This is a genomic window from Gardnerella sp. DNF00550, from assembly GCF_049262685.1.
Classification (GTDB): Bacteria; Actinomycetota; Actinomycetes; order Actinomycetales; family Bifidobacteriaceae; genus Bifidobacterium; species Bifidobacterium leopoldii.
Window position 1 is genome coordinate 1,307,001 of record NZ_CP058397.1, and the last position, 19,093, is coordinate 1,326,093.

Below are 19,093 nucleotides of genomic sequence, written 5' to 3' on the forward strand. Positions count from 1 at the left end.
CTATCAATCTAAATACATAGTTTAGTCGAGGAAGGGCACGGATTTGTCGGCTAGGTTTGCGCGAACAGAATCCCACGGCGTGTCAAGGCTTTCAAACAACGCAAGCGCATCGGCAGCACTCATATCTACCGATTGATTTTGACCATGCTTTTTGTATCCCAGAAGATACATACAATAGCCAATCATGCGCTCGGCACTCCAGCCAGATTCTCGAAGCGCACCGACGTCTAGCGAGTGCTTACTTTTTGCAAGCCGCTCACCTTGAGCGTTATCAATTAGCGGCAAGTGCGCAAATTGCGGACGCACATAATGCGTACCGTGAGCCGCAAAAAATCCTGATTTTTCAAGCAGCTCACCAATCCAAATTTGAAGCGCCGCCGAACGAAGCAAATCGCGGCCGCGCACAATATCATTTACTCCCGAAAGCACGTCGTCAACAACAACCGCAAGCTGGTAAGAAAAAACGCCATCCGCTCGGCGAATCACCATATCCCCCAAATCACGATTAATGTTAAACGATTGCGCACCAAAAATCGCGTCTTCAAAATCAATATTTGCTTGCCTCGAATCAGCCGAGGGAACAGCAAGCCTTAAAGAATGTTGCTGATTATTTTGCAAACGCTTTTCGATTTGCGCCAAACCTTCCGCAGTTTTGCGAAGATTTCTGCACGTACCCGGGTAGCGTATAAAACCGTCGCCTTCTTGCGGAGCTGCAATCGCGCGAATATCGGAACGCGAGCAAAAGCAAGGGTAAATCAACGACTTTCCGTCGTCGTCTTGCAAAGATTCTAGCGCCTCAAGAGCTTCTTGGTAAATTGCGGTGCGTTCATGCTGATAAGTCGGCTCGCCGACCCAATCAAGCCCAGCCCACTTCAAATCGTCAATAACTCGCGCGCTAGCATCCTTTGGCATGCGCGCAATATCAAGATCTTCCAGACGTAAAAGCATGTGTCCGCCTTGCGATTTTGCAGAGAGCCACGCAGCCAACATTGCTACCATATTGCCAATATGCATACGCCCGGAAGGAGTAGGCGCAAAACGACCAATTGCAATAGTTGACTTCGAAAACATGATTTAGTCTTTCTTAATATCTTTAATTAATAAGCATAAACTTGCAAAACATAAGCTTACAAAATAAAAAGCGCGTAACGCATTCATACTAGCATTACGCGCTTCTTACAATCGCAACCAACCGCAATCAAGCACAGTTAAAAGCAATGTTTATGCAAATAACGACTTATACATAACCACACCCAAGATTGCGCCGGCAATAGGAGCAATAACTGGAATCCACGCTTCACCCCAGCGAGAAGATCCCTTGTGCGGAATTGGCAAAATTGCGTGAAGTAAACGCGGCATAAGATCACGAGCAGGATTCAAAGCAGGACCAGTTGGTCCGCCCATAGAAGTCACCAAACCCCAAACCACGAAGCCGACAACGATTGAAGCGCCAGCCAAATTCTTCTCACCCCATGGAGAGGTAAGGCAGCAAAGAGCAGCCAGAACAAGCACAAGTGTGCCGAAGAACTCGTTAAGGAAGTAGTTAAGCTTGTTGTTATACGCATCCGTAGTGCAGAAAGTGCCAAGAATTGCTTCTGGCTCCTCAGTTTCGTTGTAGTGTGGCAAATACGTTACGTACACAATAAGCTGACCAACCAGCGCACCTAAAAGCTGAGCTACAATATAAGGCACAACGTTAGCCCATGGGAACATGCCGTTTACAGCTTGCGCAATTGTCATAGCAGGATTGATATGCGCGTGGGAAATTCCGCCAAACATGAGCACTGGGAACATAACACCAAAACCGTAGCCCATAGCAATATTTAGCCAGCCAGCATGGTGCCCTTTAGTATTTTTTAATTCAACGTTTGCTACAGCACCGTTTCCGAAAATCATGAGAATAGCAGTGCCAATAAATTCTGCAGCCAACATTGCCATAAACGAATGTTGCATGGTCCTTCGATCCTTCTTACCTGTTTCAAACTCCACACACGTAATCACGCGCATAAATAACGACTCGTCACTTAACAATCGTCCAACAACTCGCAATTGCGATTAGCACAGCATGGAACACAATATATTCTCATTTTCAAAGAAGCTAAGAAAATGAATTCCAACATTTATTCTTTGATAGTTTCCCTTATACGCGCGACAGTCTGCGTAAATAGTAAAATCGCCCTCACATCAAAAGAGGCCCGCCACTTTGGCGAGCCTCTTATCTACAAAAACAATATCTGCGGTTTCATCTTCACAACATCCTCGTTGCAACGGTTAAAGTCTTAAATATCCCGTCCAACGTCCACGGATTTCATATCCATACACTTTTGTGGGTTACCGCTATCTCTTTTTTGTTTTTGTAATTATTATTATCATCGTTTTTTACCTAATAGTAAAGAGCAAATTAGCCTTTGTTAACATATTGTCACTACTGTTCAATTGCACACGAAAAATCGTAACTCTTGCGGCCTTCTGTGAACATGCAAAGGTTATCATGTTAAATTACGTTCGCATGAGACACACTCCGGCGTGTCGCAAGATATTTTTCGAGCGCGAAGCAAGCAAATAAAATCGACACTCATTCGCGCACTTCCCTTACAACGCATACAATTACAGAATATGGTACAAATTTTTGACGCTCCCTCAAAGGCGATTCTGCGCGGTCAAATTGCAGAGCATATCGCCGAAGATGAAAAGGCAGAAAAGCGTGAAGCTCGTGAGGGTGAGCTACCGTTGCCAAAAGATCGTTTCTTCGACCGAGAATTAAGCTGGTTGAAGTTCAATCGTCGCGTGCTTGAGTTGGCTCAGAATACAGATTTGCCACTTCTTGAACGCGCTAATTTTGCTGCTATATTTGCGTCAAATCTCGACGAATTCTTTATGGTTAGAGTTGCAGGATTAAAGCGCAGAATAGATTCTGGAATAGCAGTAACTGCAGCATCCGGCTTAAGCCCTCGCCAGCAGTTGCGCGCTATTAGTGAGGTAACTCACCGCCGTCAAGATGAGCACGCTCACTATGTTATTGAGCACATTCTTCCCGAGCTTGCCAAACAGCGCATTGTTTTGCTCAGCTGGGATAAGCTTACAGAATCAGAAAAAGCACGTTTGTCTGATTACTACAAAAAGCAAGTTTTCCCTGTTCTTACGCCTCTTGCAGTGGATCCTGCTCACCCATTCCCGTACATTTCCGGCAAGTCTATTAACTTGGCTGTTATCGTCGAAAATCCAAATTCTGGAAAGTCGCATTTTGCTCGTGTAAAGATTCCAGATAATTTGAATCGCCTTGTACCAGTTGACGATTTAACAGACGAGGAAGGTCGCGAAGAGCGTTACGGCTTCATTACTATGGAAAAGCTGATTGCAGCACACTTGGAATCGCTTTTCCCAGGCATGATTATTAAGGAAGCCCGCTCATTCCGAGTTACGCGTAACGAAGATATTGACGTTGAGGAAGATGACGCAGAAAACTTGCTCAACGCTATGGAGAAGGAACTTCTTCGCCGCCGCTTTGGACCGCCAATTCGTTTGGAAATTTCTAACGAGGCCAGCCCATTCCTTTCTCAGCTTCTTGCAAATCAGCTTCGCGTAAGCCCTGAGGAAGTATATCGCTTGCCTTCGCCGCTTGATATGACGGTACTGTTTGAATTGCAAGCGCTTGACCGCCCTGATTTGAAGTATCGTCCGTTCATTCCTACTACAAACCGTCAGATTGCGGAAGTTGAAACTAGCCACGCGCAAGATATTTTCGCTTCTATTCGCGAGCATGACATTTTGTTGCATCATCCTTACGATTCGTTCTCTACTTCTGTACAGGCATTCCTCGCGCAGGCTGCTGCGGATCCAAAAGTGCTTGCAATTAAGCAGACTTTGTATCGAACGTCTAGCAATTCGCCGATTATCGATGCTCTTGTTGACGCAGCTCACGCCGGCAAGCAGGTACTTGCGCTAGTTGAGATTAAGGCACGATTTGACGAGGACGCAAATATTGCTTGGGCTCGTAAGCTTGAGCGCGCAGGCGTTCACGTTGTGTACGGCATTGTTGGCTTGAAGACTCACTGCAAGCTTTCGCTCGTGGTCCGCCAAGAAGCAGAAGGGTTGCGCCGCTACTGCCACGTTGGTACAGGTAATTATAATTCTAAAACTGCTCGCCTTTACACAGATTTGGGATTGCTTACTTGCGATCCTGTAGTCGGTCAGGATTTGACTCGCTTGTTTAACCAGCTTTCTGGTTACGCGCCGAAGTCTAGTTTCCACCGCCTGCTTGTTGCCCCTCGTACAGTTCGCACAGGTATTATTGCGCGAATTCAGCGCGAGGAAGCTGCAGCTCTTGCTGGAAAGGAAGCTTGGATTAAGATTAAGGTCAATTCTGTGGTTGACGAGAAGACTATTGACGCTTTGTATCGTGCTTCGCAAGCTGGAGTAAAGATTGATATCGTTGAGCGCGGAATCTGCTCGCTTAAGCCTGGAATTGAGGGATTGAGCGAGAATATTCGCGTTCGATCTATTCTTGGTCGATTCCTTGAGCACAGCCGCATTTACGCTTTTGCTAACTCTTGCGGTCCGCAGATTGGCGACGGTCCTGCAAGCGGCCCAGAAGTGTGGATTGGTTCGGCTGATTTAATGCACCGCAATCTTGACCGCCGCGTTGAGACGCTGGTTCGTATCAGTGCGCCTGATCAGGTTGAAGCTTTAATCCAGTACATTGATTTGCAAATGGCTGATTCTACTGTTTCGTGGTGGATGGATGGTGACGGCACGTATACCTTGCATTCTCGCGATAAGGAAGGTCGTCCGCTCGTTGACAGCCAGGCTTACTTGATTCATACTCACACGCGTAAGCCTCGCGGCGCGAACTAATCGCAAGCAACTAAATAAACGATAAGTAAGAGCCAGATTCAGTAACATGTTTCTGGCTCTTTTTGTGTTTATTACCACTTCTAATCTGACTAAATCTCAAGCGTTCCAGCAATAGTCGAAATCTTCTACAGCACCATTTGCCAGTTTTAGGAAGTTTTTTAAGTAATTATTTGTCAGTTTTGGCAAATTTAAGGATTATAAAACAATTTGTTACTGTTATGACTGTGACAAAAGTAAAAGATTACGGCACAACTAAAAGTTGCGAAAGAAAACCGCTAAAATAGTGAATATGAGTGCAGTAACGACGCAATACGTTGAAGCAGCTGGCGGAATTATTTATCGCAAGCGCAATACTACAAACAGCTCAAATGCAAGTGGAGAGGCAAAAACAAGCAGCGACTCAATAAAGTCTAGCGACGATGATTTTGAGCTTTGCCTAGTCTACCGTCCTAAATATGACGATTGGAGCTGGCCAAAAGGAAAGAATGAGCCAAAAGAATCACATCGCCACACAGCAGTGCGCGAAGTTGGAGAAGAAACAGGATATTCAGTCACACTAGGTCCGCACATCGCCAAAATAGAGTATCCGCTTGAGCGCGAAGGCAAAAAATCTTCCAAGAACAGCTCATCAAATAGCAACCAAAATCGCAATTCTCAGCCGGAAGTAATAAAGCGAATCCACTACTGGATGATGCGCTTAATCGATAAGCCAACCGCAGCAAAGCGTCTTCCTGCTTTCGGACCAATTAAGCCTGCTAAACCCACTGAAATCGGCAATGTGTTATGGCTTACTCCTTCTCAAGCACGAAAAAAGCTTACGCACGATAGTGACCGCGAAGTGCTAGATGCTTTCTTAGAGAAGCTACACGAAGGTCAAGCAGAATATAGCACGTTGCTTTTAGTGCGTCACGGAAAAGCTGAGTCTCGAAAAACTTGGCAAGGAAGCGAAGCGACTCGACCAATCACGCCTCTAGGTGCTGCCGCTTCATACGCTTTAGGCCGCGAGCTTGCCTGCTACGCGCCGAATAAAATCATATCGTCTCCTTGGAAGCGTTGCTTAGAAACAGTTGCGGCTTTTGCGCATGACTCTTCGCTTTCTATCGAACAGGTTGCGGAACTTACAGAAGATTGTCACGAGAAAAAACCAAAATCTACATTGTCTGTGCTTATAAACGAAATACAAAATCTTGAGTGCAACACACAAAATACAAGCGAAACTAGCAATGTAAGCACAACCAACAATGCAACAGTCATATGCTTGCATCGCCCGGTTATCGGCACTTTCTTCGATTATTTGCGCGAAATAACAAAACCTAGAGCACACAAACGCATACTCAGCCAAAAATCTCCATACATGCCTACAGGAAGCGCAATAGTTTTGCACATAATTAATACCCCTAAAGGCGCTCGCATTATCGATATTGAAAAGGTTCTTCCAAGTGTCTACTAGTTTAAATTCACAATCGAGTTCTATTCATTCAAGCAGATCTGCTTTTATGCCAAGCCCCACAGGAGCCGCCCGTCCTAGCAGACCTGCACAAATGGATCCTGCGATGCTCGCGCAGATTGAAGGTGGCACAGATCCGCAGGTTGTAAACGAAATTAGCCACACTTCAGCCGCTGTTTTACTTAACCGCGTTCATAAAACGCAGTCGCCGGAAATCGTTGAGCGCGTGCTGAATTTGGTTGAGAATGAAGGCATTGAAGTTATTGCAGATTTGTGGAGTCACGCGGAGGCTGAGTCTCTTCCTGGAATGTTGTGGCGACTGTATTTATTGCGCATGTCGCTACGAAAACAGCGCGAAGCTTACGCTGAGTATTGGCGCTTTGGCGAGCCTGAAGCAACGAGCGCTTCAGCTATTACAGGAATTGACGAAGCTCCTACAGGAGAGGATATTGCACGACTTGCAGATTCTATTCTTTCCGGTGCTTTTACAGGCGATTTTGCTGTAGCGCTTTACCGATCTTCAGCTTTTACTTCGATTATTGCACGCGGAATGCGAGTTTACGCAGAAAAGTTAGACGAGCAGGAAAATAAAATACACACGCAGAAAATTGCAAAAGTTTTGCACGTATCCGCTAATATGCACGCACTCTCGTTATCTTTTGCTCATGGAGCGAAATTGTGGCGCGCAGGAAAGTTGGAATAAATTATTTTCGATTAAAATTGTGCGGCGCGTGAAAACAGAAAACAAGGTATACTCAAAATGATGCTGACTTGTGCTTAAGCCCCGGGCTCCATTTTTTGCCGCTGCGAGCGGCGTTTGCGCCGACAGGCGCTTTCGCAAGTCAGTATCGTTTCTGTTTTTGAATTTTAGATTTTAATTTTGTTAGATAAGTTTAAATAAAATATATTTTTACTCAACATTTGTTTATATTTCGCGCAAAAATAACGGCACGCCGCTAGCTTAACGTGCAATGCTTGCACTAATCTAGAAGGTATGGATCTTCATGTTTTACATCATCCGCTGGTGGACCACAAGCTCACCGTTTTGCGAGATAAGAATACACCTTCTAACATTTTCCGCGAGTTGGTTTCCGAATTGGTAACCCTCGAAGCATACGAAGCAACCCGCAATTTGGAAGTTAGCGATCGCGAGATTGAAACTCCTATTTGCAAGATGACTGGCAAGCATTTGAACCGCCCACGCCCAATGGTTGTGCCGGTTTTGCGCGCTGGTCTTGGCATGCTCGACGGCATGACTCGCCTTCTTCCAACCGCTGAGGTTGGATTCCTTGGCATGAAGCGCGACGAGCAGACGCTCGATATCATCACTTATGCCAACCGTTTACCAGAAGATTTAACTGGCCGTCAGTGCTTCCTTCTTGACCCAATGCTTGCCACTGGTGGCACTCTTATTGCTGCTACACACTATTTGGCTGAGCGCGGTGCTAAGGACGTTACTGCTATTAACATTTTGGCAGCTCCAGAAGGCTTGGAACGCCTGGAGAAGGAGATTGATCCTTCTATTGACTTTAAGGTTGTTGTTTGCGCTGTTGATGAGCATTTGAACGACAAAGCTTATATCGTTCCAGGTCTTGGCGACGCCGGCGATCGCTTGTATGGCTTGATTGACTAATATACTTACCAAATCAAGCGAAAGCTAGAATCAAAAACTACAAAAAGCCTGCTGATTTTGCAACACTTTGCAAGTTCAGCAGGCTTTTGTGTTTAGCGTTGACAAATTTTGCGCAGATAAATCTCTTTACCGCGGACGAGTTACGGCCACTTCGCGAGCGCGATCGGCTAATTCGTCTAATTTAGCAAGCTCTGCAATTTGAGAATCAGTCTGCTTTGGCGAAAATTCGCCGTAACGATTTTGCGCAGCAGTACGGATTAAAAAGTCAGCCAGACGCGGATTCTTCGGCAAAACTGAGCCGTGCATATACGTTCCAATGACATTGTATTTGCGCGCTCCTTCCGTGTGATCCTTGCCATTATTACCGCAATTTTCTCCATCAACCGAGCCAAGTGGCTGCGTTCCATCTTCCAAACTTGTGCGCCCAGAATGGTTCTCGTAGCCAACAATATCGCCAAAATCGTCGCTATGTTCCACAAGATTTCCAATCATGCGCACATCTTGACCAACCGTATGCTCGCCAAGTATTCCAATTCCTTTAAGCTTTTGACCCTCAACGGTTTCAAAATACTCTCCAAAAAGCTGGTAAAGTCCGCAAATCATAAGCATTGGAACGCCATCTTTTGCAAGCTCACGAATCGCGCCCGCGCGCGCAAATAAATCTTCAGTAACTCTGCTTTGCCCATGATCTTGACCACCGCCGCCAAGAATCATATCCACGCGCTCTGGCCATAAATCGCCAACATTGTACTCGTGAAGCACTGGCTTATAACCGTACAATTCCGCTCGGCGCATAATCGTAAGCACATTGCCGTAGTCGCCGTAAATATTCATGTCTTTCGGATATAGCGACACAATATGTAGCACGCGATTTTCGTTTTCAAAAGTAGCATTTGCTTTACTAATATCACTGGAACCATTCATGACAATTACTTCCCAACTCCAACGTCTTTAACTTCCGCAAGTTGCGCTAAAGCCGCGCGCACGCGAAGCATGGCAGTATATGTGCAATATATGCGTTTAGCATTTTTAGCGTTGCCACTAAAATCGCCGTTTACAAAAGCTTTAGCATCTTCTTCCAAATCCGTATTCACATTGCGAGCCGAGACTTTATCGTATTGCAGACGCAAAGCCATATCCCATGCGCGAGTACCAGAAACGCACTCAACTCCAGTGCCGCTAAAGCTTGCAAAATCAACGTCCCACAGCCAGCTCATGTCTCTACCGTCCGCATATTCGTCACAAATTGCAATCATAGTATCGTGATTTTGCGGATGATCCGAAGCGATTGCAAGCCTAAAACCAATAGGATTCTTCACTAAAACAAGCTCAACAGGAGCACCATTAACTTCAATTACTTCGCCTCTACCAAAAGCAGGAGTTACGTGCGAAATCGCTTCCATAAGCGCATCGTCATCAAATTTTTGCAGCGCAGAATTTTGTTTTGCAGCGTCCGCCAAGATAGCGCGAACTACTGTTGCTGCAGCAGCAGCGTTGAAAATATTGTAAGCACCGTCAAGTTTTACAGATGTGGTTTTACGCTTGCCATCAAGTATAAACTCAGCCTCATGGTCTCCAACTTTTGAAAGCACAACGTCTGCTTTAGGAAGATTGTTAGCCTTGCTTTCTGCAGCATCTTCGCAATTTTCGCTTTTTTCGGAACTATTGTGCAAATCATCATCCGTCGGGAACATGCTTTTTACAGCGTCATCCAAACCAAAATACCGCACACAAGTCCCGGAAGGAACAACTTTTGCAAGCGCGCAAATACGTGGATCCTCACGGTTTAGCACTACCGTTCCTTCGGTTGCTTCAGCCACGTTGCTTAATAGTTTTGCAGTTGTGTCAATTTCGCCGAATCGGTCAAGCTGATCTCGCATAACGTTTAGCAATAAAGAGTAGCGAGGCTTGATTTGATTTACAAAATGCACTGCGTACGCTTCGTCGAGCTCTAAAACTGCAATATCCGCATTTAGTTTTGTGCCAAAAGCAGGCATTGTTTTTGCAAGGGCTGCCACTACTCCTCTAGTAAAGTTTGAACCGGTTGGATTAGTAAATACGTTAAGTCCTGCGTCGCGCAGCATAGAAGTTACCATACGCGTTGTGGTAGTTTTGCCATTGGTGCCAGAAATCAACACTATTCCGTACGGCAATGCGGCAAGAGTGCGCGCTAAAAAGCCAGAATCGAGGCTCTCAATAACTTTCCCAGGCAATGCGCTTCCGCCATGGTGAAGCACCCTAGAAAGAGCGCAAACAAGCTTTCCTACAGCAGGCATGGCAAAACTGTACCAATGCTTATGCAAATTTTGGCGCAACTTTTTATGCGATTCATGGTCGCGGCTTGACATACTAAATCACACCCCTTATTGCTGGTAGTCTTGCGGCATATCCATGAACTTGGAAGTTGCACCCAAGAAGGCAAGATTAAACGTGTCAGTAGGGCCGTTACGATGCTTTGCCATAATAATATCTGCTTCGCCTGGGCGATCTTCCTTATTGTAAAAATCAGGGCGATGCACTAGGAACACAACGTCAGCATCCTGCTCAATAGAACCAGATTCGCGCAAATCTGAAAGCTGTGGTTTCTTGTCGTTTCGCATTTCCGGTCCACGATTAAGCTGGCTCAAAGCCACAACTGGCACTTCAAGCTCTTTAGCAAGAAGCTTCAGCGCACGCGAGAATTCCGAAACTTCCTGCTGACGACTTTCCACACGCTTGCCAGAACTCATCAGCTGAAGGTAATCGATAACTACTAGCTTCAAATCATTTGTTTGCTTCAAACGGCGGCATTTTGCGCGAATCTCCATCAAGCTCATATTTGGACTGTCATCAATAAAAAGCGGGGCGTTTTGCATTTTTGTCCAAAAAGTATTAAGAGTATTCCAACGATCTGGAGTAATATCTTCCGCTCTTCGCATAGCAGCGAGCGGAATATTAGTTTCTGCAGCAATAATGCGCTGAGCTAATTCCACTTTGCTCATTTCTAGAGAGAACACAATAGACGTCATATTGTGGTGTAGTGCTGCTGAGCGCGCAAAATCAATGCCAAGTGTTGACTTACCCATAGCCGGACGACCAGCAACAACAATCATTTGACCAGGCTGCAAACCCTGCGTAACTTCGTCAATATCTCTAAATCCAGTCGGCACACCTTGTTCAAGTTCATGATTTTGCATTTTATCTAACTGATCAAGTGTATTTTGCAAAACTGGACCAATAGCAACGTAATCTTGACGCACTTTACCGGCGCTCATTTCATACACTTCTGATTGCGCAAGATTTACAATATCTTCTGCTTGCGCTCCGGAAGCAGAATAGCCCATTTGTGCAATTTTTGTGCCAGCAGTAATAACGTTACGAAGAACAGCATTTTGATGCACAATATCTGCGTAGTACATTGCGTTTGCGGCTGTTGGCACAGAAGCTACTAGGCTGTGCAAATAGTCAGCTCCGCCAACTTTATCGAGATTTCCATCTTTCATTAATTCGTTAGCTACAAGCACAATGTCAACAGGCTGTGAGCCAGCGAAAAGCGTAAGAATAGCATCGTAAATTGTTTGGTGCTGCGGTAAATAAAAATCTGATGTTTCAAGTAATTGAGACACTTCGCCAATAGCATCTTTGCTCATGAGCATTCCGCCAAGCACAGCCATTTCTGCATCAGCATCGTGAGGAGGCACACGATCAAACAACGTAGCACCTACTTCGGCACCACGATTTGCAACGCCAGAACCATATGCAGAGGCGTCACCATTGCCACCACGATTGCTACCTGCGCGGATAACATTGCCTTTAGTAGATTGCCACATATCATTATCTGCCATAAAAACGAGTATAAACGCGCGCACGTATTATGAAAAAACGTAAATGTATTAACACAAAACTTTATTTACATTTTTAGCGCAGAATCCATCCACGTATCATTTCTTATGCGCAAACTATTGCCTATTGCACGTCCCCCAATATAAACAGCATTTAAAACAACCCATAAAGTAATAGTTCTTACCACGTCATTAGCATCAACGACGACATCAAAAACGCTTGTGAGCGCCAAAAATGTTAAATACACGGCAGCCATTACTGAGCAAGCTTTTGCTAAGTAACGGTGATCGCCTGCGCCAATTAATACGCCATCTAGTGCCCACATCCATCCAGCAAGAGGCAAGAACAATCCTAATATTGTCATACCTACAGAAATTAAAAACTGAATATCTGTATGCTGACTAAATAGTGGCGCGCAACTCCAACCCACGAAAATCATGAATAAACCGACTCCTACGCTGCTTACAGCTCCCACTTGAGCACAAATACGCGTAATCATTCCTGCGCGCTTACGACAGCCTGCACCTAGCGCTGCAGCAACAATAGTCTGCGCAGCAATACCAATTGCATCTAAAATATTCATAACAAAATTCCAGCAAGAATTAGCAACCTGATACGCAGCGAGAGTATTGGTACCGAGATGAGTCGCAGTAACAACCGTAGCTACCATGCACACACGCAATGCAAGTGTACGAACAAACAAAGGCATACCAGTTCCAGCAGAATGTAGAATATGCTGGAAATGCGGTTTGAGACGCGCACCACTTTGAGTAGCCCAAATAATTGCAGGAATAGTGAGAACAAGTCCCATATACCATTGCGCAATCATTGTTGCAATACCAGAGCCAGCAATTCCCATGTTGAGACCAAATACTGCGATTATATCGAGAACTGTATTTAGAACAGCTCCACTTACAGCAGCAAATAATGTTATGCGCACGTTGCAAAGACCGCGAAATATGCCATTTGCTGCATATACGAGTAGCATCGCAGGCAATCCAGGCATAACCATTTGTGTATACACAATAGCATTTTGCAACGTAGAGCCACGCGCGCCTATTGCGTAGCATAACGGTTCAGCGGCAAAAATAAGTATGACTGTAAGAATTATGCCAAGCAATAATGCAAGCCACAATCCATCCATGCCAATGCTAAAACCTTCTCGACGCTTACCTGCGCCTAAAAGACGCGCAACCTGTGAAGTTGTGTTGTAAGCCAAAAATAAGCAAAGACCTGTAGTAGTAAGAAGTACCGTTGATCCGATAGAAAGACCTGCTAGAGCACTTTTGCCAATATGGCCAATAATAGCAGTGTCAATAAGTACAAATGCTGGCTCAGATATGAGCTGTCCAAAAGTTGGTACGGCTAGTAGCCAAATATTGCGTAATACGTCTTTTTTGTTCTGGTTGTCCAACTTTTGATTTGTCATAATGCTTCATTCTACCGCTACTTTGTCACGCTTGTATAAAAGAAGATTGCAATTGCTAACAATTTTATGCAAAAACAATTGCAAGTGCAGTAACACAAATATGCGTAAATCGCAAATAAAAATATTATTTTAAAAAGTTATCCGCAGGATATCCACAATGTTATCCCCACTATGTGGATAAATTTGTGTGATATCCACGTAGACACGCCTAAAATGTGGATAACTTGTCTTTTTTATCCACATCAAGCAATTCGTGCGTGTCATATGAATAACTTATTCACTAAAAATAAGTTATTCATTAAAAAACTTGATTTTAAATTAGCAAAAATAACAAAACCGCATATCTTAGATAAGACATGCGGTTTATATCAAAATAACTAGAACTTGTTGCTAAACAATAGCGCTTACGCACATACGTCTATTCTTTAGCACTATTATTTCGTTTTCCTGTTTTCTTATTATTCTGCGCTGATTTATCTTTTTCTACAGTTTCAGACTCTTCTTCAGAAGAAGACTCTTTCTGCTCAACTTCAGATTTAGTATCATCAACCTCAGAATCGCCTTGCTCAGGATTTGCCTCAGATTGATCAACCATAAAATCAGATTGTTCAACCTCGTTTTCACTCATATCAATATCAACAGAAGTAAGAACAGCCATTTGAGTTTTATTTGCATCATCATCTGCAACAGCAACTACAGCGCCATCATGACTTTGTGCAATAGAAGAAAAATCGTAAGCACGCTCTCCTTGATCAGCTAAATCAACGCCCTTACGTTCCTTAGCTTCCGAGATTCGCCATCCAAAAAGCTTTTCAAGAACAAAAGCTAGCACTGCAGTTACAGCACCTGCATAAAGCACCGTAATCCCAATCAAGCACAGTTGTGCAACTAACTGATGCCAATCACCAACAGCGAGTAATCCAGAGCCATCAGCAAATAAGCCTACTGCAAGCACACCAATAAGCGCAGCAACACCATTCACGCTAACTACATGCAAGGCACCATCGTAGCGCACAAAAGTACGAGAGTGAGTCACTAGAGAAGTAATAACACCAGAAAGAACACCCAAAACTAAAGCCCACAATGGAGCAATAACATCCGCGGCTGCAGCACTTGCAGCTAATCCAGCCATAACACCAGACGCAGCTCCCAAAGCAGTAAAGCATCCAGAGTGTAAACGTTCAGTCACACCCCAGGCAAGCATTGAAGCAGAAGCAGTTATTGTGGAACTCACCCAAGCATAACCTGCAACTCCAGGAACGCCTGCAGAAGAACCAATCATTAACCCAAGCCAACCGAACCAAATCAAGAAAACGCCAAGCATAACGAAAGGAACATTATGCGGTTGGCGAGCAGCAACACCATTTTCAACTGCTGACTGCGTTGCAGTGGATTCTGCAGCAACTTCAGTTACTGTAGCAACTGGAGAGACAACAGTCTCACTAGCGGCATTTTTAGCATGCTCAACATCAGCCCACAATGCGCGCGATAAACGACTTTTAGGATTACGCGAATTAGTAGCTCCAGAATTAGCGTTGCCACTCGTATGCGCAACATTCTTAATATGCAAAACAAAACGCTTAAGAGGGAAGTGAGCATGTCCGCCAATGATCATAACAATCGCAAAAGCCGAAACAGCCGCAGCAATATGCAATATAGAGCCACCCGCGAAGTCATGCACTGAAATACCTAACGCCTGTGAAATAGCACCATTAGGCGAAAGCAATCCACCACCGCACACCATATGCGCTAACGGAGCGAATACTAAAGTAATCCACACAGCTACGAAAATAAGCCAAATAGCGTAACGCACTCGACCGGCTAGAGCTCCAGTAATAAGCGCTACTGCAACAACAGCACATGCTAAGCGAAAAGCTGCAGGAATGCCGCCAGATAATCCGGAATTTGCGTCCATAGACGTAAACACACCATGATCTGCCACCATCGAATCACGGAATAGCAAACCACTCAATGGATCACCTATAACACCACCAGCCATATCTTTGCCAGCAAAAGCTAACGACCATCCCCACAGCGTCCAAACCAGTGTAGTTACAGCAATAGCGCCAGCTGAAAGCATCATCATATTCACCATGGAAGTAGCGCGTTCACGGCCTCCATAGAACAGGGCAATACCCGGCGTAATAATAAACACCAACGCGCCAGCCAACAATGCCCATTGCGGATCCATTGTGGTCATTTTTCACCTCAATTATTTGAAACAGCGCAACAATAACATCATTGCAGCTTAAGTATTACTTTATATAACTATTGTACCGAGAAACTCTTATAGCCAAAACTCATAAAGACTTTAGCGGAAGATTAACAACTACCACTCATGCAGCTACATCAATGCTCAGCATTAAGCGAGCAGACCGTCTACGAAGCTTTGAGCATCAAACGGGACCAAATCATCTGGTCCTTCGCCAAGACCTACTAGCTTAACCGGCACACCAAGTTCACGCTGTACAGCTATAACAATTCCACCTTTAGCGGAACCATCAAGCTTAGTAAGGACTACGCCCGTAATGCCAATAGCTTCAGCAAATACTTTTGCTTGAGACATGCCATTTTGACCAGTAGTAGCATCCAATACCAGCAATACTTCATCAACAGGCATAGTTTTTTCTATAACCCTACGAATTTTGCCAAGCTCTTCCATTAAATTTGCTTTATTCTGCAAACGACCAGCAGTATCTACAATCAATAAATCAGTTTGTTCTTCTTTTGCCTTATTCGCAGCAATAAAAGCAACAGAAGCAGGATCAGCACCATCTTTATCTGCACGAACAACTGGCACGCTTACTGCAGACGCCCAAGTTTCAAGTTGATCAGCTGCAGCCGCACGAAAAGTATCTGCTGCAGCAAACATTACTGAACGTTTTTGGGCAATAAACAATCGCGCTAATTTACCAGCAGTAGTGGTTTTACCGGTGCCATTAACGCCGACCATCATAATAACGCTAGGATGATGCGCATCTGATTTATCTGCATTTAAGCGTCGATCAGCGTCTTCATCTACTATTTTCAATAGTTTCGTACGCAATGCTGAATGCACATCTTCTGAACTAGAAGTACCAGCAATGCGTGCATCTTTGCGTAGATCTTCTACTAATTCTTCACTAGCTCGAGAGCCAACATCGGCCATAAGAAGAGTATCTTCTACATCTTCCCAATCTTCTTCCGAAAGATGGTCCTTGCTTATGATATTAAACAATGCACGACCAAATGGATTTGCACTATGAGCCAAACGTTCGCGAAGACGTTTAATACGCGAAGAAGTACTTTCTGGCAATAATTCAGACTTTACTTCTTCATTAGGTATAACAGCTATGTTACTTTCTATCTGTTTTCCAGATTTTTTTGTTCCACGCGCTTTAGTTTTGCCTGTATCGATTGAACTATCAACGCTTTCAGGAATTACTGGTCCATGACTATTGCTGTGAATGCGCAAAATCACTGCAACTGTTACTAATAAGATGGCAATAACAACAGCCGCAGCCGCAAACCAAATTAGCATGTTCATATCCATAACCATATTCATGACATCAAGACTATGAAAGTCAAGGGACACTAGCAATACATTTCACTATTTTTTCTCATCTTTGTCACACTTCAACGTCAATATGCTTAAGTACATCTGCATCTATTACACTAATAAAAGTAGTAATAAATAGCACGAGCTATTATTACGCAAAATTTGAATTCACAAAATCATTAAGGAGGATTTTATGTCAGATCAGCCTACCGTAAATGTATACGGTGCAGATTGGTGTGGAGATTGCAAACGCGCAAAAGCTGCGCTAACCCAGTATGGTGTGGCATTCGTTTGGCACGATATTGAAACAGAAGAAGGTGCTGAAGAAAAAGCGATTGAAATTAGCAATCAAAAGCACATTCCAGTTGTTACTTTTGCGGATAATACTTTTATGGTTGAGCCATCTGCAACACAAATAAAAGCAAAACTGGAGTCACTCGGAATACTGCAATAAATATATATAACACGCATAAGTTCACACGATATTCACTTCGTCGATTGAATGTAGTATACTTGGCATTTGTTGCCCCTTTAGCTCAATTGGCAGAGCAGAGTCCTTTTAAGTCTTGGGTTGTGGGTTCGAGTCCCACAGGGGGCACTTTTTTATATCCAAATTTAGGGTAAGCGAGTAAACTGCAATAAAAAAACGGGGAAGTCGAAGCTCCCCCTACGAAAAATTCACTTAAGATCAAAAACGACAATCAATGCCATACTTGTTGAGAATTAGCTAATTACTTATATAACGCAATACTCAACTCGCCCAAACACTAGCATCTTGATCATCTTCAACTATATCGTGACCTACAGGTGTTGGAGAAGAATACGTGTATTCATCATCCACAACGCCAGAATCAGCATCTGCATTAATAGCAGCAAGAACATGCTTATCCATTTTGTACTGTGGTAATACGTTCTTAATATAGCTAGTTACAGCATCTTGCATAGCAACGTCATGGCCAACTTTTTCTGCCATAAACCAACGATGATCCAACACTTCATGGAAGAACTGAGCTGGTTCAATTTGCGAACGGAACTCAGGAGGAATCATACGAACTGTTGGCTCGAAAATTTCACGCATCCAATCAGTTGCGACGATTTCCAGCTCTTCACCTTGACGCCATGTAGAAGTGCGATACGCATCCAAATCGTTCAGAAGCCTTCGAGCCTGATTCTCTTGAACGTCCAATCCAGTAAGACGAAGAAGCTTGCGGGAAGCATAACCAGCATCCACAACGCGAGGTCGAACCAAAACCCTTCGACCATCTTCTGAAGTCTTCATCTCCAACTCATCAACATCGAAACCAAGCTCATTTAGACGATTAACACGACGTTCAATTCGCCACATCTCATCAGGACTGAACTTATCAACGTCAGTAAGCGTACTCCAAAGCGAATGATAGCGATCTACTAGACGATTGCCTATACTGATTTCATCTACTTCTGTCGGTAAAAGCTGACCGGAGCTCAAATCCATAAGCTCACCAATAATGTTGGTTCGAGCTAAATCGATATCGTATTCTCGTTGACCTTCTGTTAAACTTCCATGCAAATCACCAGTTTCTGCGTCAACTAGGAATGCAGAAAAAGCATCTGCATCTCGCAAAAACAGCACGTTGGAAAGCGATACATCGCCCCAATAGAAGCCAGAAAGATGCAAGCGCACCATAAGAACAGCAAGCGCATCGATAAGGCGCTCTGCAGTATCCGGACGCAACGTACGAGCAAATAATGCACGATATGGTAGTGAGAACTTTAAATGTTTCGTAACTAACATTGCCTCAAGCTTTTCACCATTAGCGTCATGGCGTCCTGCAACAACAGCTATAGGAGTAACTGTAGGCAACTCAAGTTTACGAAGCCTACGCAAAAGCTCATACTCACGTTCTGCAACTTGACGAGTAATTTCCTTCATTGCATACACTTCATCGCCAACGTGAACAAATCGCACAACGTGACGAGAAATACCACGCGGCAAATTCACGAATAAATCAGCAGGCCATTGAGAAAGTGGTAATTCCCAAGGCAGTGTAAACATTTTTGGATCTGAACTAGCCGCAGTAATCTTCAGTGCCTGCGGCTCTTGAGACGACGCATTCTCGTCCTGTGCAGATACCGAAGTTGCTTGCACAGCACGCGGGTCTAATTGAGGAGCGTCATTCCATTCCATAAAGTTTATTTACCAATCAAGCTCATGCCAACGATATCACTGCATTCCAGATAAACACAGCTCAACCACCGACGAATTATTGATAACAACTATATATAATAAGCGATGCATTGTAATGATGTATTATTGCACACTTATTATGCTGCTTTTTTGTGCCAAAAACGGGGTTCGCGTCATACTGCGAACCCCGCTATACCTTATAC

14 protein-coding genes and 1 tRNA gene are annotated in these 19,093 nt (G+C 44.2%); 6 read left to right on the forward strand and 9 right to left on the reverse strand.

The annotated features are described in order from the left end of the window. Positions 1-21 precede the first annotated feature (21 nt). Together HXT29_RS05280 and HXT29_RS05285 are read right to left on the reverse strand one after the other, a co-directional pair. Positions 22-1,071, reverse strand: a complete 1,050-nt coding sequence (locus HXT29_RS05280; protein ID WP_422118329.1) for a glutamyl-Q tRNA(Asp) synthetase — start codon at positions 1,069-1,071, stop codon at positions 22-24. A 150-nt stretch (positions 1,072-1,221) separates the two neighbouring features. Beyond that, complete coding sequence (locus HXT29_RS05285) at positions 1,222-1,953, reverse strand: MIP/aquaporin family protein (RefSeq protein ID WP_032842372.1); 732 nt, start codon at positions 1,951-1,953, stop codon at positions 1,222-1,224. Positions 1,954-2,616: 663 nt separating this feature from the next. On the opposite strand from HXT29_RS05285, the gene HXT29_RS05290 reads away from it, so the two are divergent. The 4 genes from HXT29_RS05290 to upp all read left to right on the forward strand — a co-directional run bounded on the left by HXT29_RS05290 (position 2,617) and on the right by upp (position 7,934). Further along, the gene (locus HXT29_RS05290; RefSeq protein ID WP_422118330.1) at positions 2,617-4,854 is read left to right on the forward strand and encodes an RNA degradosome polyphosphate kinase; all 2,238 of its coding nucleotides are present in this window, start codon (positions 2,617-2,619) and stop codon (positions 4,852-4,854) included. A gap of 289 nt (positions 4,855-5,143) precedes the next feature. Next, the gene (locus HXT29_RS05295; protein ID WP_422118331.1) at positions 5,144-6,304 is read left to right on the forward strand and encodes an NUDIX hydrolase; all 1,161 of its coding nucleotides are present in this window, start codon (positions 5,144-5,146) and stop codon (positions 6,302-6,304) included. Positions 6,305-6,350: 46 nt separating this feature from the next. Continuing rightward, complete coding sequence (locus HXT29_RS05300; protein ID WP_032842423.1) at positions 6,351-7,004, forward strand: hypothetical protein; 654 nt, start codon at positions 6,351-6,353, stop codon at positions 7,002-7,004. Between the two features lie 291 nt (positions 7,005-7,295). Next, positions 7,296-7,934 (forward strand): uracil phosphoribosyltransferase, encoded by a 639-nt coding sequence (gene upp, locus HXT29_RS05305; protein ID WP_004119581.1) that lies wholly within the window; start codon positions 7,296-7,298, stop codon positions 7,932-7,934. 126 nt (positions 7,935-8,060) lie between these two features. Here the strand turns inward: upp and HXT29_RS05310 are convergent, their stop codons facing one another. The 6 genes from HXT29_RS05310 to ftsY form a co-directional block, all read right to left on the reverse strand. After that, positions 8,061-8,858 (reverse strand): type 1 glutamine amidotransferase, encoded by a 798-nt coding sequence (locus HXT29_RS05310; protein ID WP_422118332.1) that lies wholly within the window; start codon positions 8,856-8,858, stop codon positions 8,061-8,063. A 5-nt stretch (positions 8,859-8,863) separates the two neighbouring features. Then, positions 8,864-10,282, reverse strand: coding sequence for a Mur ligase family protein (locus tag HXT29_RS05315; RefSeq protein ID WP_064340665.1), 1,419 nt, complete (start codon positions 10,280-10,282; stop codon positions 8,864-8,866). A 15-nt stretch (positions 10,283-10,297) separates the two neighbouring features. Then, on the reverse strand, positions 10,298-11,758 hold the full coding sequence (gene dnaB / locus HXT29_RS05320; protein ID WP_422118333.1) for a replicative DNA helicase: 1,461 nt from the start codon (positions 11,756-11,758) through the stop codon (positions 10,298-10,300). 65 nt (positions 11,759-11,823) lie between these two features. Beyond that, positions 11,824-13,185, reverse strand: a complete 1,362-nt coding sequence (locus HXT29_RS05325) for an MATE family efflux transporter (protein WP_422118334.1) — start codon at positions 13,183-13,185, stop codon at positions 11,824-11,826. Positions 13,186-13,603: 418 nt separating this feature from the next. Beyond that, positions 13,604-15,385: an ammonium transporter gene (locus HXT29_RS05330; protein ID WP_162720543.1), complete on the reverse strand. Its 1,782-nt coding sequence runs from the start codon at positions 15,383-15,385 to the stop codon at positions 13,604-13,606. A gap of 162 nt (positions 15,386-15,547) precedes the next feature. Beyond that, a complete protein-coding gene (gene ftsY / locus HXT29_RS05335; RefSeq protein ID WP_101885826.1) occupies positions 15,548-16,729 on the reverse strand; it encodes a signal recognition particle-docking protein FtsY in 1,182 nt (393 codons plus the stop codon). Positions 16,730-16,916: 187 nt separating this feature from the next. Between ftsY and HXT29_RS05340 the strand changes: the two genes are divergently transcribed. Continuing rightward, entirely contained in the window at positions 16,917-17,177 is a 261-nt protein-coding gene (locus HXT29_RS05340; protein ID WP_004105832.1) for a glutaredoxin domain-containing protein, read from the forward strand. Between the two features lie 71 nt (positions 17,178-17,248). Beyond that, positions 17,249-17,321, forward strand: a tRNA-Lys gene (locus tag HXT29_RS05345). Positions 17,322-17,474: 153 nt separating this feature from the next. Here the strand turns inward: HXT29_RS05345 and HXT29_RS05350 are convergent. After that, on the reverse strand, positions 17,475-18,890 hold the full coding sequence (locus HXT29_RS05350) for a DUF4032 domain-containing protein (RefSeq protein ID WP_064621994.1): 1,416 nt from the start codon (positions 18,888-18,890) through the stop codon (positions 17,475-17,477). Between the last annotated feature and the right edge of the window lie 203 nt (positions 18,891-19,093).

Bases quoted from the DNA above. Each gene is read 5' to 3' on its own strand.
- HXT29_RS05280 (WP_422118329.1), bottom strand. From the start codon at position 1,071: ATGTTTTCGAAGTCAACTATTGCAATTGGTCGTTTTGCGCCTACTCCT.
- HXT29_RS05285 (WP_032842372.1), bottom strand. From the start codon at position 1,953: ATGCAACATTCGTTTATGGCAATGTTGGCTGCAGAATTTATTGGCACT.
- HXT29_RS05290 (WP_422118330.1), top strand. From the start codon at position 2,617: ATGGTACAAATTTTTGACGCTCCCTCAAAGGCGATTCTGCGCGGTCAA.
- HXT29_RS05295 (WP_422118331.1), top strand. From the start codon at position 5,144: ATGAGTGCAGTAACGACGCAATACGTTGAAGCAGCTGGCGGAATTATT.
- HXT29_RS05300 (WP_032842423.1), top strand. From the start codon at position 6,351: ATGCCAAGCCCCACAGGAGCCGCCCGTCCTAGCAGACCTGCACAAATG.
- upp (WP_004119581.1), top strand. From the start codon at position 7,296: ATGGATCTTCATGTTTTACATCATCCGCTGGTGGACCACAAGCTCACC.
- HXT29_RS05310 (WP_422118332.1), bottom strand. From the start codon at position 8,858: ATGAATGGTTCCAGTGATATTAGTAAAGCAAATGCTACTTTTGAAAAC.
- HXT29_RS05315 (WP_064340665.1), bottom strand. From the start codon at position 10,282: ATGTCAAGCCGCGACCATGAATCGCATAAAAAGTTGCGCCAAAATTTG.
- dnaB (WP_422118333.1), bottom strand. From the start codon at position 11,758: ATGGCAGATAATGATATGTGGCAATCTACTAAAGGCAATGTTATCCGC.
- HXT29_RS05325 (WP_422118334.1), bottom strand. From the start codon at position 13,185: ATGACAAATCAAAAGTTGGACAACCAGAACAAAAAAGACGTATTACGC.
- HXT29_RS05330 (WP_162720543.1), bottom strand. From the start codon at position 15,385: ATGACCACAATGGATCCGCAATGGGCATTGTTGGCTGGCGCGTTGGTG.
- ftsY (WP_101885826.1), bottom strand. From the start codon at position 16,729: ATGAATATGGTTATGGATATGAACATGCTAATTTGGTTTGCGGCTGCG.
- HXT29_RS05340 (WP_004105832.1), top strand. From the start codon at position 16,917: ATGTCAGATCAGCCTACCGTAAATGTATACGGTGCAGATTGGTGTGGA.
- HXT29_RS05350 (WP_064621994.1), bottom strand. From the start codon at position 18,890: ATGGAATGGAATGACGCTCCTCAATTAGACCCGCGTGCTGTGCAAGCA.